We start from the raw sequence: 24,020 nt of genomic DNA, 5'->3' as shown, positions 1-24,020 counted from the left end.
CTCGACATGATGTGAGATACAGAAATCGCACTGAGCGATCATTGTGACGATTTAAATCGCTTTGATAAATGAGTTCGCCCGAACGATACGGATTTCGGCGGCGCATGCGGCGCGGTTGATGAACAAGGCTGGAGAAACAGAATGAGCAGCAATTCCGCAACGGCGGGGAAGTGTCCCGTCATGCATGGAGGCCTGACCAGCACGGCGGCCTCCGTCACGAGCTGGTGGCCCGAAACGCTCAACCTCGACATCCTGCACCAGCACGACAGCAAGACCAATCCGCTGGGCAAGGGCTTCCGCTATCACGAGGCGCTGAAGTCGCTCGATTTCGAGGCGCTCAAGCAGGACATGCGCGCGCTGATGACCGACAGCCAGGAATGGTGGCCGGCGGACTGGGGGCATTACGGCGGCTTGATGATCCGCCTGTCGTGGCATTCGTCCGGCAGCTATCGCACGGCGGACGGGCGCGGCGGTGGCGGCACCGGCAACCAGCGCTTCGCGCCGCTCAATTCCTGGCCTGACAACGTCAGCCTGGACAAGGCGCGCCGCCTGTTGTGGCCGATCAAGAAGAAGTACGGCAACAAGGTGAGCTGGGCCGACCTGATCGTGCTGGCAGGTACCATCGCCTACGAGACCATGGGGCTGAAGACCTTTGGTTTTGGGTTTGGTCGCGAGGACATCTGGCATCCCGAAAAGGACGTCTATTGGGGCGCCGAGAAGGAATGGCTGGCCCCGTCGGACGAACGCTATGGCGATGTCGCCACGCCTTCGACGATGGAAAACCCTCTCGCGGCCGTGCAGATGGGCCTGATCTACGTCAATCCGGAAGGCGTGAACGGCCAGCCCGATCCGCTGAAGACCGCCGCGCAGATTCGCGAAACCTTCGCTCGCATGGCGATGGATGACGAGGAAACCGTGGCGCTGACGGCAGGCGGCCACACCGTGGGCAAGGCGCACGGCAATGGCGATGCCAGCCGGCTTGGCCCCGAGCCCGAAGCCTCTCCGGTGGAGCAGCAGGGCCTTGGCTGGGCCAATCCGGGCGGCAAGGGCATGGGCCGCGATACGATCACCAGCGGCATCGAGGGGGCATGGACCACGCATCCCACGCGGTGGGACAACGGCTATTTCCAGATGCTGTTCAACCACGACTGGGAGCTGCGCAAGAGCCCGGCCGGCGCCTGGCAGTGGGAACCTGTCAACATCCGCGAGGAAGATCGTCCGGCCGACGTGGAGGACCCGTCGATCCGCACCAATCCGATGATGACCGATGCCGACATGGCGATGATCAAGGACCCGGTCTACCGCGCGATTTCCGAACGGTTCCGCGACGATCAGGCCTATTTCTCCGAGGTCTTCGCGCGCGCCTGGTTCAAGCTCACGCACCGCGACATGGGGCCGAAGGTGCGTTACCACGGACCCGACGTACCGGCCGAGGACCTGATCTGGCAGGACCCGGTGCCTGCCGGCAGCACCGGCTGGGACATCGCCGCGGCAAAGGCCAGGATCGCGGCGAGCGGACTGTCGATCAGCGATCTCGTGGCGACCGCGTGGGACAGCGCGCGGACCTATCGCGGGTCCGACATGCGCGGCGGCGCCAACGGCGGGCGCCTCCGCCTGGCCCCGCAGAAGGACTGGGAAGGCAACGAGCCGGCCCGGCTGGCGCGCGTGCTGGCGGTGCTGGAACCGATCGCGGCGGATGTTGGCGCCAGCGTGGCGGACATCATCGTGCTGGCCGGCAATGTCGGTGTGGAACAGGCCGCCAAGGCTGCCGGCATCGAGGCGACCGTGCCGTTCGCACCGGGCCGGGGCGATGCCACCGACGCGCAGACCGACGCTCACAGCTTCGCGCCGCTGGAGCCGATCCACGATGGCTATCGCAACTGGCTGAAGCAGGACTACGCGGTCAGTCCGGCGGAGCTGATGCTGGATCGCACGCAGCTGATGGGGCTTACCGCGCCGGAAATGACCGTGCTGGTCGGCGGGCTTCGCGTGCTCGGCGCCAATCACGGCGGAACCAGGCACGGTGTGCTGACCGCCCGCGAAGGCGCGCTGACCACCGACTTCTTCGTGAACCTGACCGACATGGCCAACACCTGGAAGCCGGCCGGCAACGGCCTCTTCGAAATCCGTGATCGCAAGACGGGCGCGGTGAAGTGGACCGCCACGGCATTGGACCTGACGTTCGGTTCCAACTCGATCCTCAGGGCCTATGCCGAAGTCTATGCGCAGGATGATGCCCACGGGAAGTTCGTGGCCGATTTCATCGCCACCTGGACCAAGGTGATGAACGCCGACCGCTTCGATCTCGCCTGACAGGGATCGGACGGCCAAAACAAGCGCGCCGCCTGCGGGGTTCCGTGGGCGGCGTGTTTCGTTGTGCGTTGTTGTTGGAAATATTGGTCGGGACGAGAGGATTCGAACCTCCGACCCCCACACCCCCAGTGTGATGCGCTACCAGGCTGCGCTACGTCCCGACCGGAGCGCGCCCTATAGGCAGGTCACTTGCGGATGGCAAGCGGCATGGTGCGCTTTGGGCGGAGACGATTTTTCGTCTCCGAAAGTGCCTCCGGAAGGGGTGCCGTTTGCCTTGCGTGGCCCAAGCTGCTAGGCGGCCGGGCCATATTTTTGCGCAATCTTTCCGGGCGGGCACACCGCTTTCCGTCCGGGCGGGTTGCAATGCCTTTCCACCGATCCCAAGAACGGTTCCATGATGCTGACATTCCTTTCCGCCGCCGCACCCGCCGCCACCCAGGAGCCGCCGCAGTGGCTTTCGTTCCTGCCGCTGGTTGGCATGGCGTTCATTTTCTGGTTCCTGATCCTGCGGCCGCAGATGCGCCAGCAGAAGGCGCACAAGGAAAAGATCGCCGCCATGAAGAAGGGGGACATGGTCGTCACCGCCGGGGGGCTGGTCGGCAAGGTCATCAAGCTGGACGATCACTATGCCGAACTGGAACTTGGCCCCAACGTGCGCGTCAAGGCGGTGCGTTCGACGATCGGTGACATCGTTCCGCCCGGCGGGACGGCTCCGGCCAACGACTGATCCCATCGGCTAGACGAAAAGAACCTGTTCTCATGCTCGATTTCCCGCGCTGGAAGGTACTGTGGCTCTGGGCGCTGACGATCGTCGGCATGCTGGCCGCCGTGCCTTCGCTGACCGCCACGGCGGGCCTCAACTGGCCGTCCGTCCTGCCGGAGCCGAAGATCAACCTCGGTCTCGACCTGGCCGGTGGCAGTCACATCCTGCTCGAAGCCGATCCCTCTCAGGTGCGCCAGCAGCGCATCGAGGGGATGGAGGAAAGCGTCCGCAACAAGCTGCGCCAGTCCGGCGACATCCGCATTAGCGACATCTCCAACCGCGATGGCGCGCTGACGTTCGTGGTGGCCGACCCGACCAAGGTGGACGCGGTGCGCGAGGCGGTGCTGCCGCTGACCAGCGGCGCGGGGCTGACCGGCCAGCGCGACTGGAAGATCGATGTCGTCGACGGCAACCGCTTCGTGCTGACGCCTTCGCAGGAAGGCATCGACCAGGCGGTGACGCAGGCGATGGACACGGCGGTGGAAGTGGTGCGCAAGCGTATCGACGCGCTGGGCACCAAGGAGCCCACCATCATCCGCCAGGGCGCCAACCGCATCGTGGTGCAGGTGCCGGGGCTGCAGGACCCGCAGGCGCTCAAGAACCTGCTGGGCCAGACCGCAAAGCTCGAATTCAAGCTGGTGGATACCAGCGCGCTGCCTTCGGACGTGGCGCGCGGCATCGCCCCTCCGGGCAGCGAGATCGTACCCTATCAGGACCCCAAGCTGGGCGCGATCGCGGTCAAGCGGCTGGGCGGTATTCGCGGCGATCAGCTGACCAACGCGCAGCAGACCAACAGCCAGCAGACCAACGAACCGGTCGTCAACATCACGTTCAATTCGGACGGCGGCGAAAAGTTCGCCAAGCTGACCACGCAGAACGTCAACAAGCCCTTCGCCATCATCCTGGACGGCAAGGTCCTGTCCGCGCCCAACATCAACGAGCCGATCCTGGGCGGCAGTGCCGTCATTTCTGGCCGGTTCACCACGGAAAGCGCCAACCAGCTCGCCATCGCGCTGCGCTCGGGCGCGCTGCCGGTGGACCTCAAGGTGGTGGAAGAGCGGACCGTGGGGCCGGACCTTGGCGCGGATTCGATCCGCAAGGGCATGATCGCCATGCTCGTCGGCACCGGCGCGCTGATGGGCTTCATTCTCATCACCTACGGCCGTTTCGGGGTTTACGCGAACCTGGCGCTGGTCGTGAACGTGCTGATGATCCTGGGCATCATGGGCATCGTCGGCACCACGCTGACCCTGCCGGGCATCGCCGGCTTCGTGCTGACCATCGGCGCGGCGGTGGACGCCAACGTGCTGATCAACGAACGCATCCGCGAGGAGCGTCATCGCGGCCGGCGCGTGGTGCAGGCGGTGGAGATGGGCTACAAGGAAGCGAGCCGCGCGATCTTCGACGCCAATATCACCAATGTCATCGCCGCGGTGCTGATGTTCGCGTTCGGCACCGGCCCGGTGCGCGGCTTCGCCGTGGTGCTCATGATCGGCATCGTGACCTCGGTGTTCACCGCCGTGACCATGACCCGCATGTGGGTGGCGCAGTGGCTCCGCCGCGCGCGGCCGTCCGAACTGAGCCTGTAAGAGGAGACGAAGGACATGAAGCTCCTCAAGCTCATTCCCGACAATACCAACATCCATTTCCTGAAGTGGCGGCTGCCGTTCTACATCGTCAGCCTGCTGCTGATGGCGGGATCGCTGACGCTGGTGGCGACGCGTGGCCTCAACCTGGGCGTCGATTTCGTCGGCGGCCAGATGATCCGCGTGACCTTCGAGCGCAGCGCCGAGGCGCCCGTGGCGCAGCTGCGGGGCGAGGTGGACAAGCTGGGTTACGGCGAGCCGATCATCCAGCGCTACGGCAAGCCCAACGAAATCTCGATCCGGATGAAGCTGCCCGAAGGATCGGACCACGATCCCGCGCTGTCGGACAAGATGGCCCGCACGATCACCGCCGCGATCAAGACGGCCCATGCCGATGCACGGATTGACGGCGTCGATTCGGTTTCGGGCAAGGTTTCCAAGGAGCTTGGCTGGGACGCGTTCAAGGCGCTGGGCTTCGCCGCGCTGGCGGTGGCGGCCTACATCTGGATACGGTTCGAATGGCAGTTCGGCATCGGCGCGCTGTTCGCGCTGGTGCATGACGTGGTGCTGACGCTCGGCATGTTCGCGATCACGCAGATGGAGTTCGACCTCAACATCGTGGCCGCGCTGCTGACACTGATCGGCTATTCGCTCAACGATACGATCGTGGTCTACGACCGTATCCGCGAGAACATGAAGAAATACCGCAAGATGCCGATGCCGGAGCTGCTCGACCTTTCGGTCAACGAGACTCTGGCGCGTACGATCGTGACCTCGCTGTCGATGCTGATCACGCTGGTCGCGTTGCTGCTGTTCGGGCCGGACGTGATCTTCGGCTTCACCGCGGCGATCACGCTCGGTATCTTCGTGGGTACCTACAGCTCGATCTACATGGCCGCGCCGATCCTGATCTGGCTGAAGGTCAATCCCAAGAGCTTCATCCCCACCGAAAGCGCGCTGGAAAAGCAGGAACGCCTGGCGCGCGAGCGGGGGTGAGAAAACGCGTCATCCCAGCGTAAGCTGGGATCTCGGGCAGCCGGGGACGGACCCCTGAAAGGTTTCCCGCAGCGGCCTGAGGTCCCAGCTTGGGCTGGGACGACGGGGGCGGTGTTTGTGCCCGCCGTCAGGCTGTGGTCTGCTCCCGGACCACGCCCTCGTAAATCTCCGCCATCGCGGCCGCATTGCCGTCCCAGCTGAAGCGGGCGGCGCAGGCTGCGACGTCTTCCTGCGCGGGGGGATCGGCCAGCAGATCGCCGAGCGCGGTGGCGATGGCCACCGGATCGCGTGCCGCGATGCGGCCAGCGGCGGGGCAGTCCACCACCTCGCGCGCGCCGCCGATGTCGGGGATGACGACCGGCGTGCCGCAGGCGAGCGCTTCGATCCAGGCATTGGCAAGGCCTTCGCGTTCCGAAGGCAGGACCATGGCGTCCGCCGCGCAAAGCAGCGTGGGCAGGGTCTCGTGATCGACCGCGCCGACGAACTGGACCCGCTCGGCCAGCTCGAGTTCGCTCGCCAGCGCCTTGAGCGCGGTCTCGTTTGCCCCGGTGCCGGCGATGACCAGGCGGACGTCCTCGGGCAGATGGGCCAGGGCGCGGATCGCCAGCGCCTGCCCCTTGATCGGGATCAGCGCGCCGACGCTGACGACGAGCCTACCGACCGACCAGATGCCGAGATCGGGAATGGCCGAGACCAGCTGCCGCGCGGCGGCGCGCGGCAGGGGCGAAAAGCGCGCGTGATCGAGGCCAGTATAATGGACGTGCATCTTGCCGGCTGGCAGGCCCAAGGCGGCCATGTCGTTGGCGAGTGCCTGCGAGACCGACAGCATGACCGATGCCTTTTCGGCGGCCGCGCGCATCTGCCGCAGCGCGAAGGGTTTTGTGCCCCAGTAGTGGATGTCGGACCCGCGCGCCTTGATCGCGAACGGCAGGCCCAGCGCCTCGGCCACGCGCATGGCGGCCGGACCATCGGGATAGAAGAACTGCGCATCGACCATGTCGAACGGTTGTTCGGCGTGGAGACGCTGCACCAGCGGCAGGATGGCGCGCGCGATCAGCAGGGGATTGATGTGGCCGGAAAGGCCGGGGATCAGCGTGAAGCGCGGATGATGGACCGTGACGGGACCGCCGGTTTCGATCAGCGGCGTTTCGGCAATGTCGGCATAGCGGGCCAGCTTGACGGGTGGCAGGCCGATGGGGTTCACCACCGTCACCTCCCAATCGCCGCGCGCGGCCAGCGCTTCCATCTGCCGCGCGACGAAGCGCCCGAAACCGGGGCGCTGGGACGAGGGGTAAAGCGTCGAAATCGAGAGCAGGCGGCGCCCGGTTGCAGGGTTCACAGTTTTCGGACCAGCATTTCCGCCACGCCGATCCACGCCGGGTGGTCGATCACCACCTGCCGCTGCCCGATGCCTGGGGGCAGCAGTGCGATGCGCCCGTCGAGATGGTCGATCATCCGCCCGAAGGCGAAGCGGCCGGCAGGGCGTGGCGCAAGCACGTCGCGGTTGAGCGCACGCGAATAATCCGCCGGATCGACCTGCCGCAGCCACACCTGATCGCCCGCCCGGTATTCGCCCAGGCCCGCATCGACAACCAGCGCCATGAGTCGCGCATCGCCGCCGAACTCGGTGGGCAGCACCGCGTCCATCGGGTGCGTCAGCGCCTCAGGTCCGCCGGCGGTGAGCCGCGCGACGACGTTGGGTATGGCGGAATGGTCCGGCTTTACCAGAAGCTGCGGATCGACATCGAGCGCGGCGCCGATCCGGTTCATCCACGTCAGCGACAAGCTGCGCATCCCGGTTTCGAGCCGGCCGATGGTTTGCGCCGTCGTCGGCGGAACGCAGCGCGCGGCCACGTCGGCCAGGGTCAGGCCTTTCTGGCGACGGATGTCGCGGATGCGGTTGATCATGGTGGTTCCATTTCTGAGAGGAACGGAAGTTGAAATTGCTTTCCTACAAAGCAGCCCCTGGGGCAAGTGCGGCGGCGTTCCCCAAATGTTCAAAGCGGAGGTGACCCGATGCGCCAGGTCTTGATCGATCGTGAACTGACCAGCGAAGGCCCGCGCCGGGCAGGGCGTGGTTCCGCGGCGGCCGCGCGGCGCAGCGTGAAGGTGAATTGCGCCGAATCGCCACTGACCTGGCTGCATGCACGCGGCCATCTCAGCGACCGGCAGTTCGACGCGGGGGAGCGCCTGCGGACCGATTGGGAGCGCGCGCAACTGGCGTCAGCCGTCACGATGCGCTGGGAACCGGTGCGTTTTGGCGGTGGCGAGCGCAACCTTTCGCCGACCGAGCGGCAGATCGCGGCGAAGGAACGCTTCGATGCGGCGATCGCCGCCGCGGGAACCGGCTTGAGCGATATTCTGTGGCGGGTGGTTTGCTCCGGCGATGCCCTGGCGATGGCGGAGAAGGCGCTGGACTGGCCTGTCCGCAGCGGTAAGCTGGTCTTGCGCATCGCGCTTGACCGTGTGGCGGACTTTTATTGCATCCGATGAACGACACAGGCGGATCGACGAACGTCATTGCGGGCTATCCCTGCGCCGTGTCAGGCCGTATCGATTGAAACCACAGTGTCGGGAAGCAACTTCATGGAACGACGGGAATTTCTGGGATTCGCGGGAATCGCGGCGGGTGCGCTTGGCGGAGGCTGGCCGCTCCGGGTTCTGGCCCAGACGGCCGGCGATGCCGCGTTCAACGCGCTGGCCGACAGGTTGTTCTACGAACAGCTGCTGATCGAGCCCGAAAACGCGACGCGCCTTGGCCTCGACAAGGGCACTCGTGCCGGCTTGCGAGCACGGCTTGATGACTACAGCGAGGCCGGGAAGGACGCGTCGCGGGCGTTCAACGAACGCGCCTTGGCGGCAATGCGTGGCGTGGATGCGGGAAGCCTGAGCGCCGCCGCCCGGCTGAACCGCGATGTCCTTGCCTACAAGTTCGAACAGGAACTCGCCGGCAAGCCGTTCGGGCTGGACGACGTGGAAAATCCCTATCCGATCACGCAGCAGAGCGGCGTCTATTTCAGTGTTCCCGACTTTCTCGACAGCCAGCACCCGGTCGAGAACGCCGATGACGCCGAAGCCTATCTGACGCGGCTGCGGGCCTTCGCTTTCGCGCTGGACGATGAAACCGCGCGGCAGCGGCGCGACGCCGGGCGCGGCCTGATCGCGCCGGTATGGTCCGTCGATCTGGTGCTGAAGCAGATGCGCGCGCTGCGCGCACCGTCGCCCGAACAGAACGCCATGGTGCGATCGCTGGTCAAGCGAACGACGGCGAAGAGCGTGGCAGGCGACTGGGAAAGCCGGGCTGCCCGGATCGTGGCGGGAGACGTCTATCCCGCGCTCGATCGCCAGATCGCGTTGATGCAGCAGTTGCGCGGGCGCACGCGGCCGGGCGATGGCGCGTGGCGTCTGCCCAAGGGCGACGAGATCTACGCGCTGGCGCTGCGCAAGGCGACCACCACCGATCACACGGCCGAGCAGGTCCACAAGATCGGGCTGGAGCAGGTAGCCGATATTTCCGCGAAGCTGGACGCCATCCTGAAGGGCGCGGGCTTCACCACCGGTTCGGTTGGGGCGCGGTTGACCGCGCTCAACGCCTCGCCCGCGCAACGTTATCCGAACACCGATCAGGGGCGCCTGGACCTGATCGCCAGCCTGAACGCGGGTATCGCCGCGATGACGCAGAAACTGCCGCGCGCGTTCCGCGACATCCCGTCCGAGCCGCTCGAAATCCGCCGCGTTCCGGTGGAAATTCAGGATGGCGCGCCGAACGGGTATTACTATTCCGCGCCGCTCGACGGTTCGCGCCCGGCGATCTACTGGATCAACCTGAAGGACGTGGCCGACTGGCCGAAATATTCGCTGCCAGCGCTGACCTACCACGAGGGCATTCCCGGCCATCACTTGCAGGGCGGCTATACCCGCAGCGGCGGGAACCTGCCGATGTTCCTGAAGGACTATTTCATTTCCGCCTATGGCGAGGGCTGGGCGCTCTATGCCGAGCAACTGGCCGACGAACTGGGCGGATATACCGGCATCGAAAGCGCCGGTTATCTCCAGTCCTTCCTGTTCCGCGCGGCGCGTCTGGTGGTCGATACCGGGCTGAACCACTACCGCTGGAGCCGCGAGAAAGCGACCGATTACCTCGTCAACACAGTGGGCTTCGCGCGGCCGCGCAGCCAGCGCGAGATCGAGCGCTATTGCGCCTCGATCGGGCAGGCGTGCAGCTACAAGATGGGCCACACGGCCTGGGTTGCCGCGCGCACCAAGGCGCAGCAGGCACTGGGCGACCGCTTCAGCCTGCCCTGGTTCCACGACATCCTGAAGGAAGGCGTGATGCCGCTGTCGATGCTGGAGCGGCGGGTGGACGAACGGATCGCCGAAGCGAAGCGCGGCTGACGAAGGACGGGCTGGGGCAGCGGAAGGCGGGAGTTACCGGCTCTCAGCCTTCCGCCATCTCCGCCAGTTCCAGCCAGCGCTCCTCGGCCGCGTCCTTGTCGGCGCGAACCTTTTCCAGCGCGGCCATCAGCGCATCGAATTTCTTCGGATCGCGCGCGTAGAGGTCCGGATCGGCCAGCTGTGCTTCGCCGCGCGCAATGGCGGCATCGAGTTCTTCGATCTTTTTGGGCAGCAGTTCGTAATCGCGCTGATCCTTGTAGGAGAGCTTGCCCTTCTTCGCGGCCGGGGGAGGCGGCGGCGGGGCGCTTTCCGCCTTGGGCGCGGCCTTGACCGGCGCAACGCGCGCCTTGCGCTGCTTTTCCCAGTCGGCATAGCCACCGGCCACGACATCGACCTTGCCCGATCCGTCCAGCCCCAGCGTGATGGTGACGGTGCGATCGAGGAAGTCGCGGTCGTGGCTGACGATGAGCACGGTGCCGTCGTAATCCGCGATCACTTCCTGCAGCAGATCGAGCGTTTCGAGGTCGAGGTCGTTGGTCGGCTCGTCCAGCACCAGCAGGTTGGACTTGCGGGCGAATTCGCGCGCGAGCAGCAGACGCGAGCGTTCGCCGCCCGACAGCGTGCCGACGCGCGCCTCGACGAGGCCGGGATCGAACAGGAAGTCCTTGAGATAGCCCTGGATGTGCTTGCGTTCGCCGCGCACGTCGATCCAGTCGCCGCCTTCGGCCAGCACGTCGCGCACGCGCTTTTCCGGCGACATCAGGCTGCGTTGCTGGTCGATCATCACGCCGCTGAGCGTCTTGGCCAGCGTGACCGTCCCGCTGTCGGGCTGGAGTTCGCCGGTCAGCAGCTTGAGCAGCGTGGTCTTGCCCGCGCCGTTCGCGCCGACCACGCCGATGCGGTCGCGCCGGGTGATGCGCAGGCTGAAATCCTTGATGATCGCGCGCGCGCCGGCGCCTTCGCCGAACGTCTTGGTGACGTGATCGGCGACGATCACCGCCTTACTCTTGGCCTCGTCATCGCTGGCGATAGCGAGCTTCGCCGTGCCTTGCGGACTGAGCATCGCGGCGCGCTGGGCGCGCATTTCCCAGAGCTTTTCAAGCCGGCCCTGGTTGCGCTTGCGCCGTGCGGTGACACCGCGCTCAAGCCAGTGCGCCTCGATCTTCAGTTTGGCGTCCAGCTTGTCCGCGGCGCGGGCTTCCTCGGCATAGACCTGTTCCATCCACGCTTCGTAGCCGCCGAAGCCGATGTCCTTGCGGCGCAGCGAACCGCGATCGAGCCACAGCGTGGCGCGGGTGAGCCGTTCGAGAAACGTGCGGTCGTGGCTGATGACCACGAACGCGCCGGTATAGCGCTGGAGCCAGGATTCCAGCCAATCGATCGCGGCGAGATCGAGGTGGTTGGTCGGTTCGTCCAGCAGCAGGATGTCGGGGTCTGAGGCGAGCGCGCGGGCCAGCGCGGCACGGCGGCGTTCGCCACCGCTGGCGCTTTCGGCCTTGCGGGCCATGTCGATGCCAAGCTGGCTGGCGATGGCTTCCACCTCGTGTCGTTCCGGCGCGTCCGGCCCGTGCAGCGCGAAATCCATCAGCGTATCGAACCCGGTGAAGAACGGGTCCTGCTCCAGCGTCACCAGCCGCACGCCCGGCTGGATGGAGCGCTTGCCCTTATCGGCATCGATCTGCCCGGCGATCAGGCGCAGCAGCGTGGTCTTGCCCGCGCCGTTGCGGCCGATCAGCGCCAGCCGGTCGCGCGGGCCGATGTGGAGGTCAAGATCGCGGAAAAGCCAGCCGGTGCCCTGGAGAAGCCCAAGGCCCTCCCAGCTCAAGATCGGTGCTGCTGCCATGCCGCGCGCTTAGCCGCCGGTGGGCAGAAGGTCTAGGGTCAGTACTCCCGGCCGGCACTTTTTGCCTGAACCGCCGCCGGCATCCGCATTCACGCCTTGTTCAATGCTTCGGCTCTAGGCAAAGCAGCATCATGCGCTGGATCATCGCCTTTACCGCCGTCGGTCTCGCGGCCTTGCCTGCGACGGCCTTTTCGGCCCCGAACCGTCCTGACGCCCAGGGCGAAGTCCGCCGCGACCTGCGCGCGGGCAACGTGCGTTCGCTGCGCGAGATCGAGCGGACCGTGTTGCCGACCAAGCCGGGAATGCAATACCTGGGGCCGGAATACGATCCCGCCGCCATGGTCTATCGCCTGAAGTTCATTCGCGAAGGTCATGTCATGTTCGTCGACGTGGATGCGCGCACCGGGCAGGTGCTGGGTGAATCCCGCTGATCTTTCCATTCCTTGACCGTTCAGGTTCAAGGGATCATCTAGCATTCCTGAACACGTAACCGCGCGCTCTCCGGCATGGGAGCGGGCGAGCAGCAGGGGACAGCCTTACATGCGCATCCTGATCGTCGAGGACGAACCGACCCTCGGCAAGCAGCTCAAGGCCACGCTGGAACACAATGGCTACGCCGTCGACCTTTCCACCGACGGCGAGGACGGCCATTTTCTCGGCTCGACCGAGGACTACGACGCGGTGATCCTCGATCTGGGCCTGCCCGAGATCGACGGGCTGACCGTGCTGGGCATGTGGCGCAAGGAAGGGCGCAAATTCCCGGTGCTGGTGCTGACCGCGCGCGACAGCTGGTCCGACAAGGTGGCCGGGCTCGACGCGGGCGCCGACGACTATCTGGCCAAGCCGTTCCAGACCGAGGAACTGATCGCCCGCCTGCGCGCGCTGATCCGCCGGGCTTCGGGCAATTCTTCTTCGGAACTGATCGCCGGCGACGTGCGGCTCGATACCCGTTCGGGCCGGGTCACGCTGAACGGCGAGCCGGTGAAGCTGACGGCGCAGGAATACAAGCTGCTGTCCTACCTGCTTCACCACAAGGGCAAGGTCGTCAGCCGCACCGAATTGATCGAGCATATCTACGATCAGGACTTCGACCGGGATTCGAACACGATCGAGGTGTTCGTCACCCGTATCCGCAAGAAGCTGGGGCCGGACGTGATCACCACGATCCGGGGGCTGGGTTACAGCCTCGACGATCCGGCCTATCCGGGCCGCGGTTGACGATCGGCGCCTTGTCCGCGGCACCGCAGGGCATGACGCGGCATCGCGGCGGACGGGCAGGGAACTGAGAGCGTGACCACCACCGCGCAGGAACCGAAGACAGCGCCGCACACCGGATCGCTGGCGCGGCGCATGATGCTGATCGCGTTCGCGTGGATCACGGTGCTGCTGCTGGGCGGTGGGCTCGCGCTCGACCGCACGCTGACCGGCCTGGTCACGCGCAATTTCGACGAACAGCTGGGCTACATGCTGACCGCCATGGTCGCCTCGGCCGAGATCGGACCGGATGGCGAAGTGTTCTTCAATCGGCCGCTGGGGGACCAGCGCTTTCTGGAACCGAACAGCGGGCTCTACTGGCAGATCAGCGGGCAGGGGCATGAGGATTTCCCCTCACGCTCGCTGTGGGACCGCACGCTCAAGCTCCAGAGCGACCATGTCGATACCGAGCCGCACATCTATGATAGCGGCCAGTTCGAGGGTGAGCGGCTGCGGATGATCGAGCGATCGGTAATCCTGCCGGGCAGCAACACGCTGTGGCAGTTCGCGGTCGCCGCCAGCCGCAGTGAACTCGACGCGCAGATCCGCCGCATCCGCTCGATCCTGATCTGGTCGTTCGTGGTGCTGGGGCTGGGGCTGTTCGGCATGGCGGCCTTGCAGACCTATTACGGGCTGGGGCCGTTGCGGCGCGTGCGGCGGGCGATCGCGGCCATGCGCGAAGGCGGGGCGAGCCGGGTCAACGAGCCGCTGCCGTTGGAAGTGCAGCCGCTGGTGCTGGAGCTGAACGCGCTGCTCGAACATTCGGAACGGCAGGCGGAGGAAGCCCGCACCCACGCCGGCAACCTGGCCCATGCGCTCAAGACGCCGCTGACGGTGGTGATGAACGCGGCCACGGCCAAGGCTTCGGATCTGGCCGATACGGTGATCCGCGAGGCGGCGGTGATGCGGCGTCAGGTCGACCATCACCTGGCCCGCGCCCGCGCCGTCGGCCGCCGGGCGACCGGCCTTTCGCGCGCGGTGGTGTGGGAAAGCGCCGAGGCGGTGGAGCGGGCCGTCACGCGCCTTTATCCCAAGGTCCGCTTCGACATGGACGGTAGCCGCGAGGCGCAGGTCGCGATCGAGCGGCAGGACCTGGACGAGATATTGGGCAACCTGATCGAAAACGCGGCCAAGTATGGCGGCGGCAGCGTGTTCATCACCGTGGACGCAAACCCGGCGGACCCGAAGTTCTGCGACATCTGGGTCGAGGACGACGGCATGGGCATTCCCGAGGAAGCGCGCGAGCGCATCTTCGATCGGGGCGCGCGGCTCGATACCGGCAAGCCGGGGACCGGGCTGGGCCTGGCCATCGTGCGCGACGTGGCCGAGCTTTACGGCGGTTCGATTTCGCTGAACGAAAGCGAGGATCTGGGTGGGTTGCTGACCACGCTGCGCCTGCCGCGCGTGGTGGTGAAGTAACGGCCGCCTACCGTTCGCGCGGATGGGCGTTGCGATAGACGTCCAGCAGCGTTGCCGCGTCCACCTTGGTGTAGATCTGCGTTGAACTGAGGCTAGCGTGGCCCAGTAGCTCCTGCAACGAACGCAAGTCTGCACCCGCGCCGAGCAGGTGCGTGGCGAAGCTGTGCCGCAAGGCGTGCGGGGTCGCGGTGGGAGGCAGGCCAAGCACCGTGCGGGCGCGCGCGACGGCCTTCTGCACCATGCCCTGCGCGAGCGGACCGCCCTTGGCGCCCCGGAACAGGGGGGCGTCCTTCGTCAGCGGCCAGGGCGCCTTGGCGGCATAGTCCTCCACCGCCGCCCGCACGATCGGCAGGATCGCGACGACGCGCTGGCGATTACCCTTGCCGGTGACGACGAGCGATTCGCCCAGCGGGAGGACGGCGGCCGGCAGGGCCAGCGCCTCGGCGATGCGCAGGCCCGCGCCATAGAGCAGCAGCAGGACGGCGCGATCGCGCGCGGCGATCCATTCCTCGCTGGCGTCTTCGGCAACCATGGCGGCGAGATTGACCGCCTCGTCCGGCGTGATCGGGCGCGGCAGGCCCTTCTTCACGCGGGGGCCGCGCAGGCGGGGCGGTGCGATGCCGGTTTCGCCGGATTGTTCGCGCGCGAAGGCGATGAACGACTTGATCGCCGACAGTTCGCGCGCGGCGGAGACATTGCCGATCCCGTCTGCCCGCCGCGCGGCAAGGTGCGTGCGCAGCGTGGCGGGATCGAGCCGGGCGAGCGAGGTCCAGTCCTGCGCGGGGGGCAGCGCCGCCAGCAGGCGCGTGGCGGTGGCGAGATAGGCGCGGACCGTATGCGGGGAGCGGCGCCGCGCCAGCGAAAGGTGCTGGCCCCAGGCTTCGAGGATGTCCTGCGGCGTCATGCCGCGACCAGGCTCGCGGGCACGAGTTCGGCCAGCAGCGCATCGAGCAGCGGCATGCCCTTTTCGGTCACGGCCAGCCGGTCGCCGGTATCGTTCAGCAGGCCCAATCCGGTGTAGAACGCGCGCTTGGTGGGCACCACGAGATCGCTTTCGGCGAAACCGAACCGCGCCGCCAGCGCCTTCACGTCCACGCCTTCGGCCAGCCGCAGGCCCATCAGCATCGCTTCGGAAGCCTGCTCCGCCATGCCCAGCGCGCGCTGTTCGGCAAGGCCATGCGCCTGCGCGTCCACCGCCTTGAGGAAGTTTTCCGGCTTGCGGTGACGCACTGTCGCCACGCCGCCGCGCCGCCCGTGCGCGCCGGGGCCGATGCCGACGTAGTCGCCATAGCGCCAGTAGGTGAGGTTGTGGCGGCTTTCCTGGCCGGGGCGGGCGTGGTTGCTGATCTCGTAGGCGGGCAGGCCGGCGCGCTCGGTGAGTTCGCGGGTCAGGCCGAAAAGCGTGCCGGCCGCGTCGTCGTCGAGCGGCGTGAAGCGACCTTCGCGCACCAGCGTGGCGAAGCGCGTGCCCGGCTCGATCGTCAACTGGTACAGCGAAAGGTGGCTGGTGCCGAAGGCCAGCGCGCGGGTCAGTTCGGCTTCCCAGCTTTCCGGGGTGTGATCGGGGCGCGCATAGATCAGGTCGAAGCTGACGCGGCGGAAATGCCGTTGCGCCACGGCAAGCGCGGCCAGCCCTTCGCTGGCGTCATGAAGCCGGCCGAGAAAGCGCAAGGCGGTATCGTCCAGCGCCTGAAGCCCCAGCGAGACGCGGTTGATGCCGGCCTGCGCCAGCGCCGCGAAGTTGGCGGCTTCCACCGAGGAAGGGTTGGCTTCCAGCGTGATCTCGATGTCTTCGGCAAAGCGCCAATGCCGGCTAGCTTGCGCGATCAGGGTTTCGACCAGCGCGGGCGGCATCAGCGAAGGCGTGCCGCCGCCGAAGAAGATAGAGGTCAGTTCACGGCCGCCGGTCAGAGTGGCCTCGTGCGTCATGTCCGCCAGCAGCGCGGCCTGCCACTGGCCTATGTTGGTGCGTTCGCGGACATGGCTGTTGAAGTCGCAATAGGGGCACTTCGCCAGGCAGAACGGCCAGTGGATATAGAGCGCGAGCGGCGTCATCGGCCCGGTTCTACTCGGGGAACTGTTCCGCGACCAGCTTGGCGAAGGCATCGGCGCGGTGGCTGATGCGATGCTTTTCCTCCGCATCGAGTTCGGCGAACGTGCGGGTGCCACCGGCGGGCACGAACACCGGATCGTAGCCGAAGCCCAGCGTGCCGCGCGGTGGCCAGGTCAGCGTGCCGTGCGCGCGGCCTTCATAGACGGCGCTGGCGCCATCGGGCCAGGCGATGGCGAGAACGCAGGCGAAGTATCCGTCGCGCGGGGTATCCGGCCCCTGTTCGCACAGTTTCCCTTCGACCTTGCCCATGGCCATGTACCAATCGCGACCGGGGCCGCCTTCATAGGATGCAGCTTCGGCCCAGTCGGCGGTATAGACGCCGGGCGCCCCGCCCAGCGCGGCGACGCAGAGGCCGGAATCGTCGGCCAGCGCTGGCAGGCTCGCTGCTTCCGCCGCCGCGCGCGCCTTGATCAGCGCGTTCTCGACGAAAGTCGTGCCGGTTTCGGCCGGTTCGGGCAGGCCGAGTTCGCCGGCGGACAGGCACTCCACGCCATAGGGCGCCAGCAACGCCTGGATTTCGCGGAGCTTGCCCTTGTTGTGCGTGGCGATGACGAGCTTGCCGCGCGCCAGGTGGCGTGTCACCGCGCGACAGCCTTGGCCTGTGCATCGAAGATCTGCGCGCAACCCACGCGGGCGAGGCGGAGCAGCCGGAGCAGACCCTCCTCGTCATAGGTCGCGCCTTCGGCGGTGGCCTGCACCTCGGCGATCTTGCCGCCATCGATCAGCACGAAGTTGGCATCGGCATCGGCCGACGAATCCTCGATGTAGTCGAGGTCCAGCACCGGCACGCCGTTCACGATTCCGCACGAGATCGCCGCGACCTTTTCGGTCAGCGGATCGTCGTTGATGGCGCCGGCGTCGATCAGCTTCTGCACGGCGAGGCGCAGCGCGATCCACGCGCCCGAGATCGAGGCGGTGCGGGTGCCGCCATCGGCCTGGATCACGTCGCAATCGAGCGTGATCTGACGTTCGCCCAGTTTCTTGAGGTCGGTCACGGCGCGCAGGCTGCGGCCGATCAGGCGCTGGATTTCCTGCGTGCGGCCGGACTGCTTGCCCTTGGCCGCCTCACGACTGCCGCGCGTGTGGGTGGCGCGGGGCAGCATCGAATATTCCGCCGTCACCCAGCCTTCGCCCTTGCCGCGCATGAACGGCGGCACGCGTTCTTCCACCGAAGCGGTAACCAGCACCTTGGTATCGCCGAATCCGATCAGGACCGAACCTTCGGCATGCTTGGTGAAGTTGGTCTCGATCGTGATGGCGCGCATTTCGTCTGCGGCGCGGCCGGAAGGGCGCATGGTGATTATCCTGCAAATCCGCATGCCGATGACAGGCGGGTGTTGAAAGTTGCGCAGGCCCTACGCGCAATGCCCTTGAGCCTGCAAGCCTGCCGTTTACATTGGGTGCTTATGGTTTCGCTTCCGCTCACCGAACTGTCCAGCCGCGCCCGGGACATCTTCCGGCTCGTGGTGGAAGGCTATATCGCCAGCGGCCAGCCGGTCGGCTCCAAGACCTTGGCGGGCACGGGCGGGGTCAACCTGTCGCCCGCCTCGATCCGTTCGGTGCTGCAGGAATTGCAGGACGCCGGGCTGCTGGCCGCGCCCCATACCAGCGCGGGTCGGATGCCGACCGAGATCGGCCTGCGCCTGTTTGTCGATGGCATCATGCAGGTGGCGGAACCCTCGGCGGCGGAGCGCGCGCAGATCCAGCGGGGCCTTGCCGAAGGCGGCACGATCGAGGCGGCGCTCAACGCCGCTTCGCTGGCGCTGTCGGAACTGTCCGCCGGCGCGGGCGTGGTGATGGTGCCCCGGCGCGAGCCCCGGCTTATGCAGCTTTCCTTCATGGCCCTTTCGCCCGGACGGGCTCTGGCGGTGCTGGTGGGCGAGGATGGCGCGATCGAGAACCGGCTGATCGACCTGCCGGCGGATGTTCCGCCCCACGCGTTGGAGCAGGCAGGCAATTACCTGACGCACAAGCTGATGGGGCGCACGCTGGGCGAAGCCGCCGTGGAAATCCGGCGCGACATCGCGGGCGGCCGGTCCGCGCTCGATACTGCCAGCCGCGATCTGGTCGAACGGGGATTGGCGATCTGGTCGATGGACGCGGCGCAGCGCCCGGTGCTGGTGGTGCGCGGGCAGGCCAACCTGCTGGACGAGGCCGCGCTGGGCGACATCGAGCGTGTCCGCCAACTGCTGGACCAGCTCGAGAACGCCGAGGCGATCGCCGGGGTGCTCGATGCCGCGCGGGATGCCGAATCGACGCGGATTTTCATCGGCAGCGAGAACCGCCTGTTCTCGCTGTCCGGCTCGTCGGTGATCGCTTCGCCGTGGCGCGATGCGGAAGGGCGCGTCGTCGGCGTGGTGGGGGTTATCGGACCGACGCGGTTGAATTATGCGCGCGTTGTCCCCATGGTGGATTTCACGGCTCAATCGTTGAGCAAACTCATCGGACAAGACGGATTTTCAAGAAAATGACGGATAACGAGACACGCCCGCTGGACGAAGCTGCACAGGCAGAACTGAAGGGTGTGCCCGAGGAACTGATCGATTCGGCGGGCAACGGCGAGGAACTGGTCAAGCTGCGCGAGGAACTCGAGGCGGCGAAGCAGGACATCCTTTACGCAAAGGCCGAAACGCAGAACCTGCGCCGCCGCATGGAAAAGGACATCGCGGACACGCGCGCCTATGCCGCGACCGGCTTCGCGCGCGACATCCTGTCAGTGGCCGACAACCTGGCGCGCGCGCTGGAATCGATCCCCGCGGACTTGCGCGATGACGAGAAGTTCAGGAATCTGGTCGCCGGACTGGAAGCCACGGGGCGGGAGATCGAGAAGGTCTTTGCCGGCCACGGCATCAGCCGTATCGCGGCCACGGGCCTGCCGCTCGATCCGCACCAGCATCAGGCGATGATGGAAGTGCCTTCCGCCGACGCCGAACCCGGCACCGTGCTGCAGGAACTTCAGGCCGGCTACATGATCAAGGACCGCCTGCTGCGACCCGCGATGGTGGCCGTGGCCAAAAAGCCGGACTGAGCCGGACGACGGGGGCGAGCGCTGGCGCGTCAGCGCGCCAGCAGTTCCTCCACCTCGTCGGTCGCATAAAGGTCGGCGAACACCATGGCCATGATGTGCAGCGTGGCGGCGTGCTCTTCGTCGCTCAGCGCGGCGTTGGCGTCCGCGGCGATCAGCACGCGGTAGTTCAACTGCATCGCATCGCGCGCAGTGCTTTCGCAACAGCAGTTGGTCAGCGTCCCCGTGATGAGCACGGTGTCGATCCCGCGTTCCCGCAGCAAGGCGTCGAGCGCGCAAGTGCCCGGCGTGAACGCGCTGAACCGATGCTTGTCGAGGAGCTGATCGCCCGGCGCGACATCGAGTGCGGGCGAGAGCTGCCAGTAGTGCGCGCCGGGGGTGAACGCCGCCTTGTGGCCGGTGGCGGCCGCGCCCTGGCGGATCATGAAATTGGACCAGCTTGCATCGCCTTCGGGCGAACTGGTGTAGCGCAGGAACACGTTGGTGCCCCCGGCGGCCCGCACCGCGCGCGTGATCCGGTTGATGTTGGCGACTATGCTCCGCGCTTCGGGCACTTCCACGGGCGCGCCCGGCTCCATGAAGCCGTTCTGCATGTCGACCACGATGTGCGCCAGGCGGCGCGGATCGATATCGTCAAACACATTGCGCACGCCGCCGCGCCCGGCGGCAAGGCGATCGAGAATGGCGGCGTGATCGACATGGTGCGGCATGGCGTCCTCCGGTGGATTATCAGCCACTTGTCGATCACGAAGCGCATGGCGAGTCTGCCCGCTTCCTGCCGCACTTCCGGCCCGTGAAACGCAACTGCTGCACGGTTCGTCGCAAGCGGCGGAACGCGGCCCCCGGTTCGCGCGTCGCCTGCGCAAGAAACGGAGACACATCATGCGTAAGTTCCTGATTGCCTCGCTTGTTCTGGGTTCCGCCGTCACGCTGGGCGGCTGTTCGCGCAATTATGCGGCCGAAGGTGGCCTCGTCGGCGCAGCGGCGGGCGCCGGTGTGGCGGCGGCGACAGGCGGTGATGCCGCTACCGGCGCCGCGATCGGCGGCGCGGTCGGCGCGCTCGGCGGCTCGCAGATCAAGAAGCACGGCGGCCGGTGCTACCGCGTGGATCGCAACGGCTACGAATACGAAGTGCGCTGCTGATCCGCGAAGGGCAGAATTGCCTGCAGGCGGGCGAGAGGAGGGGCGTCCCCGGCGGGATGCCCCTTTTGCGCGAGAAAGGCGTGGCGGACGATTTCCGCCTGCTGCTCGATGCCATAGCGGACAAACGGCTTGCCCGAGACGAAGCGGTAATCGTAGCGGCAGAACGGATGGCGCATCAGCGGCAGATACCATCGCCCCTTGCGCTGGGCCTGCCAGACATGCGCCATCTCATGAATGAACAGGCCTTGCAGTGATAGCGGGGCTTCCCCGAAATCGTCGCAATAGTGCGCTCCGGCGGGATGAAAGTGGAGGTGGCCCATCGGCGCCATTACCACGTTGCGCGGCTGGAACGGGAAGAACCGCCGCCGTTTGACGCGGACCGGTGCCACATCGATGGCTCCGCCGAACACCTCCCGCACCAGCGCGCACTCGCGTTCGGTGAGCGGCCGATCACCGCCCACCGGGCACGTTTGCGCGGGGCTGGCGATCACATCTTGTGGTCCATATGCTCCATGCCGCCCATCTCGCCGCTCGCCTCACCACCGCCGGGGCTGGTCACCTTGGCGACGACCGTTGCCTTGTCGCCATTGTCGAGCGTGATGGTCAGTTCGGTAGTGCCGCCGGCCTTCAGCGTATCGGCCACGTCGAACAGCATGACGTGGAAACCGCCGGGCTTGAACTCCACGGTCTTACCCGGCTCCAGCGCCACTTCCTTGACCGGAGACATCGAGGAGACGCCGTTCTCCATCTTGCTTTCGTGCATTTCCGCCCGGCCGGCGCCATCGACATGGACCGCCGCGACCTTGCGCGGCGCGCCGTTCCCCTGCGAAACGGTGAAGTAGGCGACACCGGGGCGGCCGGCGACCACCGGCAGTTGCACGATAGCATCGGTCAGGGCGATTCCGGGGGCATTTTCCGGGGTGGCATCGGCGCTCGACGAAGCGGCGACCGGTTCCTGCGGGGCCTTTTCGCCACATCCTGTCAGCGCGAGGGCAAGGCTGGAAAGTCCCGCCAGAACGTAGAGCCGCATCGTCGATCCTCCAGTTGAAAATTCGTCTGTTGATCTAGGCGCGGTCAGGCCTTGTGCCAAGTCAAACCGAACCTATATCGGCCGCGTCGGAGCCGCCGACCGGCGTCTGCCCTTCGCGGGGGGCGCCATGTGCGCGGTGTCTAATCTGGAAGGAAATGGGGAAACCATGGCTAAAGTTATCGGTATCGACCTCGGCACGACCAACAGCTGCGTTGCGGTGATGGACGGGGGCACGCCCAAGGTCATCGAAAATTCGGAAGGCGCGCGCACGACGCCTTCGATCGTCGCCTTCACCAAGGACGGCGAACGTCTGATCGGCCAGCCGGCGAAGCGCCAGGCCGTGACCAATCCGGACAACACCATCTTCGCGGTCAAGCGTTTGATCGGCCGTCGTTTCGACGATCCGCTGACCCAGAAGGACACGGAGCTCGTTCCCTACACGATCGTGAAGGGCAAGAACGGCGATGCCTGGGTAAAGGCCGGTGGCCAGGACTACAGCCCGTCGCAGATTTCCGCCTTCACGCTGCAGAAGATGAAGGAAACCGCCGAAGCCTATCTGGGCGAGACGGTGACGCAGGCGGTCATCACCGTTCCCGCGTACTTCAACGACGCGCAGCGCCAGGCGACCAAGGACGCTGGCCAGATCGCCGGCCTGGAAGTGCTGCGCATCATCAACGAGCCGACCGCGGCGGCGCTGGCCTATGGCCTCGACAAGCAGGACGGCAAGACGATCGCGGTCTATGACCTTGGCGGCGGCACCTTCGACATCTCGATCCTGGAGATCGGCGATGGCGTGTTCGAGGTGAAGTCCACCAACGGCGATACGTTCCTGGGCGGTGAAGATTTCGACACCGCGCTGGTCGAATACCTGGCGGACAAGTTCAAGGCCAAGGAGAACATGGATCTCCGTGGCGACAAGCTTGCGCTCCAGCGTCTGAAGGAAGCGGCCGAAAAGGCGAAGATCGAACTGTCGTCGGCCCAGACGACCGAGATCAACCTGCCGTTCATCACCGCGCGCATGGAAGGCGGCAGCACCACTCCGCTGCACCTCGTCGAAACCATCACCCGCGCCGACCTGGAAAAGCTGGTCGCCGGCCTGATCCAGCGCACGCTCGATCCTTGCAAGAAGGCGCTGGCTGATGCCGGTCTTTCGGCCAAGGACATCGACGACGTGGTGCTGGTGGGCGGCATGACCCGCATGCCCAAGGTTCGCGAAGTGGTGAAGGACTTCTTCGGCAAGGACCCGCACACCGGCGTGAACCCGGACGAAGTCGTCGCCATGGGCGCGGCGATCCAGGCCGGCGTGCTGCAGGGCGACGTCAAGGACGTGCTGCTGCTCGACGTGACTCCGCTTTCGCTGGGCATCGAGACGCTGGGCGGCATCATGACCAAGATGATCGACCGCAACACCACGATCCCGACCAAGAAGAGCCAGGTCTATTCGACTGCCGAGGACAACCAGCAGGCGGTGACGATCCGTGTCTTCCAGGGCGAGCGCGAAATGGCGCAGGACAACAAGCTCCTGGGGCAGTTCGATCTCGTGGGCATTCCGGCAGCGCGTCGCGGCGTGCCCCAGATCGAGGTGACGTTCGACATCGACGCCAACGGCATCGTCAACGTCAGCGCCAAGGACAAGGGCACCGGCAAGGAGCAGCAGATCCGCATCCAGGCTTCGGGTGGCCTCAGCGATTCCGACATCGACCAGATGGTCAAGGATGCCGAGAAGTTCGCTGAGGAAGACAAGAAGCGGCGTGAGGCGGCCGAGGCGCGCAACAATGCCGACAGCCTTGTCCACGCCACCGAGCGTCAGCTTGAGGAGCACGGTGACAAGATCGACGCTTCACTGAAGGCCGAGATCGAAGCCGCCATTGCGGAAACCCGGACGGCGATCGAAGGCGGCAACCCCGACGACATGAACGCCAAGACCCAGGCGCTGACCGAAAAGGCGATGAAGCTGGGCCAGGCGATATATGAGAAGGAACAGGCGGCCGCCGCGTCGCCCGGCGCCGATGCGCCGAAGGCCGATGACGATGTGGTCGACGCCGAGTTCTCGGAAGTCGACGACAACAAGGCTTGATGTTGCGATGAAACGAACCCGCCATTCGCGCACAGGCGTGGATGGCGGGTGACGTTGGGGCTG

Annotated in this window: 23 protein-coding genes and 1 tRNA gene; 13 read left to right on the top strand and 11 right to left on the bottom strand. The window is 66.3% G+C overall.

The window, feature by feature from the left end:
* Positions 1 to 141 precede the first annotated feature (141 nt).
* Complete coding sequence (gene katG, locus B3547_RS03125) at positions 142 to 2,313, top strand: catalase/peroxidase HPI (RefSeq protein WP_292960069.1); 2,172 nt, start codon at positions 142 to 144, stop codon at positions 2,311 to 2,313.
* An 84-nt stretch (positions 2,314 to 2,397) separates the two neighbouring features.
* On the opposite strand, the gene B3547_RS03120 is transcribed toward katG, so the two are convergent.
* A tRNA-Pro gene (locus tag B3547_RS03120) sits at positions 2,398 to 2,474 on the bottom strand.
* Positions 2,475 to 2,710: 236 nt separating this feature from the next.
* Between B3547_RS03120 and yajC the strand changes: the two genes are divergently transcribed.
* The 3 genes from yajC to secF are packed head-to-tail and all read left to right on the top strand — an operon-like array spanning position 2,711 to position 5,658.
* Complete coding sequence (yajC, locus tag B3547_RS03115) at positions 2,711 to 3,040, top strand: preprotein translocase subunit YajC (protein WP_190287084.1); 330 nt, start codon at positions 2,711 to 2,713, stop codon at positions 3,038 to 3,040.
* A 32-nt stretch (positions 3,041 to 3,072) separates the two neighbouring features.
* On the top strand, positions 3,073 to 4,665 hold the full coding sequence (gene secD / locus B3547_RS03110) for a protein translocase subunit SecD (RefSeq protein ID WP_292960066.1): 1,593 nt from the start codon (positions 3,073 to 3,075) through the stop codon (positions 4,663 to 4,665).
* Between the two features lie 15 nt (positions 4,666 to 4,680).
* On the top strand, positions 4,681 to 5,658 hold the full coding sequence (secF, locus tag B3547_RS03105) for a protein translocase subunit SecF (protein ID WP_292960064.1): 978 nt from the start codon (positions 4,681 to 4,683) through the stop codon (positions 5,656 to 5,658).
* Between the two features lie 127 nt (positions 5,659 to 5,785).
* On the opposite strand, the gene B3547_RS03100 is transcribed toward secF, so the two are convergent.
* On the bottom strand, positions 5,786 to 6,997 hold the full coding sequence (locus tag B3547_RS03100) for a glycosyltransferase (RefSeq protein WP_292960062.1): 1,212 nt from the start codon (positions 6,995 to 6,997) through the stop codon (positions 5,786 to 5,788).
* Entirely contained in the window at positions 6,994 to 7,566 is a 573-nt protein-coding gene (locus tag B3547_RS03095; RefSeq protein WP_125955386.1) for a helix-turn-helix domain-containing protein, read from the bottom strand. Before B3547_RS03095 ends, B3547_RS03100 begins: the two co-directional genes overlap by 4 nt.
* Positions 7,567 to 7,674: 108 nt before the next feature.
* On the opposite strand from B3547_RS03095, the gene B3547_RS03090 reads away from it, so the two are divergent.
* Positions 7,675 to 8,151 carry a DUF6456 domain-containing protein gene (locus tag B3547_RS03090; protein ID WP_292960129.1) on the top strand — a complete coding sequence of 159 codons (477 nt, stop codon included), beginning with the start codon at positions 7,675 to 7,677 and terminating at the stop codon, positions 8,149 to 8,151.
* A 93-nt stretch (positions 8,152 to 8,244) separates the two neighbouring features.
* Entirely contained in the window at positions 8,245 to 10,053 is a 1,809-nt protein-coding gene (locus B3547_RS03085; protein ID WP_194920712.1) for a DUF885 domain-containing protein, read from the top strand.
* Positions 10,054 to 10,096: 43 nt separating this feature from the next.
* Here B3547_RS03085 and B3547_RS03080 read toward each other — a convergent pair whose 3' ends face one another.
* Positions 10,097 to 11,896, bottom strand: coding sequence for an ABC-F family ATP-binding cassette domain-containing protein (locus B3547_RS03080; RefSeq protein WP_292960057.1), 1,800 nt, complete (start codon positions 11,894 to 11,896; stop codon positions 10,097 to 10,099).
* Between the two features lie 131 nt (positions 11,897 to 12,027).
* On the opposite strand from B3547_RS03080, the gene B3547_RS03075 reads away from it, so the two are divergent.
* From B3547_RS03075 to B3547_RS03065, 3 genes are all read left to right on the top strand, one after another.
* Positions 12,028 to 12,327 carry a PepSY domain-containing protein gene (locus tag B3547_RS03075; protein ID WP_124807509.1) on the top strand — a complete coding sequence of 100 codons (300 nt, stop codon included), beginning with the start codon at positions 12,028 to 12,030 and terminating at the stop codon, positions 12,325 to 12,327.
* 109 nt (positions 12,328 to 12,436) lie between these two features.
* Positions 12,437 to 13,114, top strand: coding sequence for a response regulator transcription factor (locus B3547_RS03070; RefSeq protein WP_292960055.1), 678 nt, complete (start codon positions 12,437 to 12,439; stop codon positions 13,112 to 13,114).
* A gap of 132 nt (positions 13,115 to 13,246) precedes the next feature.
* Entirely contained in the window at positions 13,247 to 14,569 is a 1,323-nt protein-coding gene (locus B3547_RS03065) for a sensor histidine kinase (protein WP_124807670.1), read from the top strand.
* Positions 14,570 to 14,576: 7 nt separating this feature from the next.
* On the opposite strand, the gene B3547_RS03060 is transcribed toward B3547_RS03065, so the two are convergent.
* From B3547_RS03060 to rph, 4 genes are read right to left on the bottom strand one after another with little or no spacing between them, the layout of a single operon-like run.
* Positions 14,577 to 15,473: a tyrosine recombinase XerC gene (locus B3547_RS03060; protein ID WP_292960053.1), complete on the bottom strand. Its 897-nt coding sequence runs from the start codon at positions 15,471 to 15,473 to the stop codon at positions 14,577 to 14,579.
* Positions 15,470 to 16,624 (bottom strand): radical SAM family heme chaperone HemW, encoded by a 1,155-nt coding sequence (gene hemW / locus B3547_RS03055; protein WP_292960050.1) that lies wholly within the window; start codon positions 16,622 to 16,624, stop codon positions 15,470 to 15,472. The genes B3547_RS03060 and hemW overlap by 4 nt, the downstream gene beginning before the upstream one ends.
* A gap of 10 nt (positions 16,625 to 16,634) precedes the next feature.
* Positions 16,635 to 17,264, bottom strand: a complete 630-nt coding sequence (gene rdgB, locus B3547_RS03050; protein ID WP_292960048.1) for an RdgB/HAM1 family non-canonical purine NTP pyrophosphatase — start codon at positions 17,262 to 17,264, stop codon at positions 16,635 to 16,637.
* Positions 17,261 to 17,977 (bottom strand): ribonuclease PH, encoded by a 717-nt coding sequence (rph, locus tag B3547_RS03045; protein ID WP_194920729.1) that lies wholly within the window; start codon positions 17,975 to 17,977, stop codon positions 17,261 to 17,263. The genes rdgB and rph overlap by 4 nt, the downstream gene beginning before the upstream one ends.
* A 111-nt stretch (positions 17,978 to 18,088) precedes the next feature.
* On the opposite strand from rph, the gene hrcA reads away from it, so the two are divergent.
* Together hrcA and B3547_RS03035 are read left to right on the top strand one after the other, a co-directional pair.
* Positions 18,089 to 19,153, top strand: coding sequence for a heat-inducible transcriptional repressor HrcA (gene hrcA, locus B3547_RS03040; RefSeq protein ID WP_124807502.1), 1,065 nt, complete (start codon positions 18,089 to 18,091; stop codon positions 19,151 to 19,153).
* Positions 19,150 to 19,710 (top strand): nucleotide exchange factor GrpE, encoded by a 561-nt coding sequence (locus tag B3547_RS03035; protein ID WP_292960044.1) that lies wholly within the window; start codon positions 19,150 to 19,152, stop codon positions 19,708 to 19,710. Before hrcA ends, B3547_RS03035 begins: the two co-directional genes overlap by 4 nt.
* Positions 19,711 to 19,739: 29 nt before the next feature.
* Here B3547_RS03035 and B3547_RS03030 read toward each other — a convergent pair whose 3' ends face one another.
* On the bottom strand, positions 19,740 to 20,444 hold the full coding sequence (locus B3547_RS03030; RefSeq protein WP_223806408.1) for a cysteine hydrolase family protein: 705 nt from the start codon (positions 20,442 to 20,444) through the stop codon (positions 19,740 to 19,742).
* Between the two features lie 145 nt (positions 20,445 to 20,589).
* Between B3547_RS03030 and B3547_RS03025 the strand changes: the two genes are divergently transcribed.
* Positions 20,590 to 20,850, top strand: coding sequence for a glycine zipper domain-containing protein (locus B3547_RS03025; protein ID WP_124807500.1), 261 nt, complete (start codon positions 20,590 to 20,592; stop codon positions 20,848 to 20,850).
* Here B3547_RS03025 and B3547_RS03020 read toward each other — a convergent pair.
* Both B3547_RS03020 and B3547_RS03015 read right to left on the bottom strand, forming a co-directional pair.
* Positions 20,826 to 21,341, bottom strand: a complete 516-nt coding sequence (locus B3547_RS03020) for a vgr related protein (protein ID WP_292960038.1) — start codon at positions 21,339 to 21,341, stop codon at positions 20,826 to 20,828. The genes B3547_RS03025 and B3547_RS03020 overlap by 25 nt on opposite strands.
* Entirely contained in the window at positions 21,338 to 21,880 is a 543-nt protein-coding gene (locus B3547_RS03015) for a copper chaperone PCu(A)C (RefSeq protein ID WP_292960035.1), read from the bottom strand. The genes B3547_RS03020 and B3547_RS03015 overlap by 4 nt, the downstream gene beginning before the upstream one ends.
* Positions 21,881 to 22,046: 166 nt before the next feature.
* On the opposite strand from B3547_RS03015, the gene dnaK reads away from it, so the two are divergent.
* Complete coding sequence (gene dnaK / locus B3547_RS03010; protein WP_124807498.1) at positions 22,047 to 23,957, top strand: molecular chaperone DnaK; 1,911 nt, start codon at positions 22,047 to 22,049, stop codon at positions 23,955 to 23,957.
* Positions 23,958 to 24,020: the final 63 nt, after the last annotated feature.

This window comes from Novosphingobium sp. UBA1939 (genome assembly GCF_002336885.1).
Classification (GTDB): Bacteria; Pseudomonadota; Alphaproteobacteria; order Sphingomonadales; family Sphingomonadaceae; genus Novosphingobium.
This window is presented reverse-complemented; position numbering and strand designations above follow the sequence as displayed.

Bases quoted from the DNA above. Each gene is read 5' to 3' on its own strand.
- katG (WP_292960069.1), top strand. From the start codon at position 142: ATGAGCAGCAATTCCGCAACGGCGGGGAAGTGTCCCGTCATGCATGGA.
- yajC (WP_190287084.1), top strand. From the start codon at position 2,711: ATGCTGACATTCCTTTCCGCCGCCGCACCCGCCGCCACCCAGGAGCCG.
- secD (WP_292960066.1), top strand. From the start codon at position 3,073: ATGCTCGATTTCCCGCGCTGGAAGGTACTGTGGCTCTGGGCGCTGACG.
- secF (WP_292960064.1), top strand. From the start codon at position 4,681: ATGAAGCTCCTCAAGCTCATTCCCGACAATACCAACATCCATTTCCTG.
- B3547_RS03095 (WP_125955386.1), bottom strand. From the start codon at position 7,566: ATGATCAACCGCATCCGCGACATCCGTCGCCAGAAAGGCCTGACCCTG.
- B3547_RS03090 (WP_292960129.1), top strand. From the start codon at position 7,675: ATGCGCCAGGTCTTGATCGATCGTGAACTGACCAGCGAAGGCCCGCGC.
- B3547_RS03085 (WP_194920712.1), top strand. From the start codon at position 8,245: ATGGAACGACGGGAATTTCTGGGATTCGCGGGAATCGCGGCGGGTGCG.
- B3547_RS03080 (WP_292960057.1), bottom strand. From the start codon at position 11,896: ATGGCAGCAGCACCGATCTTGAGCTGGGAGGGCCTTGGGCTTCTCCAG.
- B3547_RS03075 (WP_124807509.1), top strand. From the start codon at position 12,028: ATGCGCTGGATCATCGCCTTTACCGCCGTCGGTCTCGCGGCCTTGCCT.
- B3547_RS03070 (WP_292960055.1), top strand. From the start codon at position 12,437: ATGCGCATCCTGATCGTCGAGGACGAACCGACCCTCGGCAAGCAGCTC.
- B3547_RS03065 (WP_124807670.1), top strand. From the start codon at position 13,247: ATGATGCTGATCGCGTTCGCGTGGATCACGGTGCTGCTGCTGGGCGGT.
- B3547_RS03060 (WP_292960053.1), bottom strand. From the start codon at position 15,473: ATGACGCCGCAGGACATCCTCGAAGCCTGGGGCCAGCACCTTTCGCTG.
- hemW (WP_292960050.1), bottom strand. From the start codon at position 16,624: ATGACGCCGCTCGCGCTCTATATCCACTGGCCGTTCTGCCTGGCGAAG.
- rph (WP_194920729.1), bottom strand. From the start codon at position 17,977: ATGCGCCCTTCCGGCCGCGCCGCAGACGAAATGCGCGCCATCACGATC.
- hrcA (WP_124807502.1), top strand. From the start codon at position 18,089: ATGGTTTCGCTTCCGCTCACCGAACTGTCCAGCCGCGCCCGGGACATC.
- B3547_RS03035 (WP_292960044.1), top strand. From the start codon at position 19,150: ATGACGGATAACGAGACACGCCCGCTGGACGAAGCTGCACAGGCAGAA.
- B3547_RS03025 (WP_124807500.1), top strand. From the start codon at position 20,590: ATGCGTAAGTTCCTGATTGCCTCGCTTGTTCTGGGTTCCGCCGTCACG.
- B3547_RS03015 (WP_292960035.1), bottom strand. From the start codon at position 21,880: ATGCGGCTCTACGTTCTGGCGGGACTTTCCAGCCTTGCCCTCGCGCTG.
- dnaK (WP_124807498.1), top strand. From the start codon at position 22,047: ATGGCTAAAGTTATCGGTATCGACCTCGGCACGACCAACAGCTGCGTT.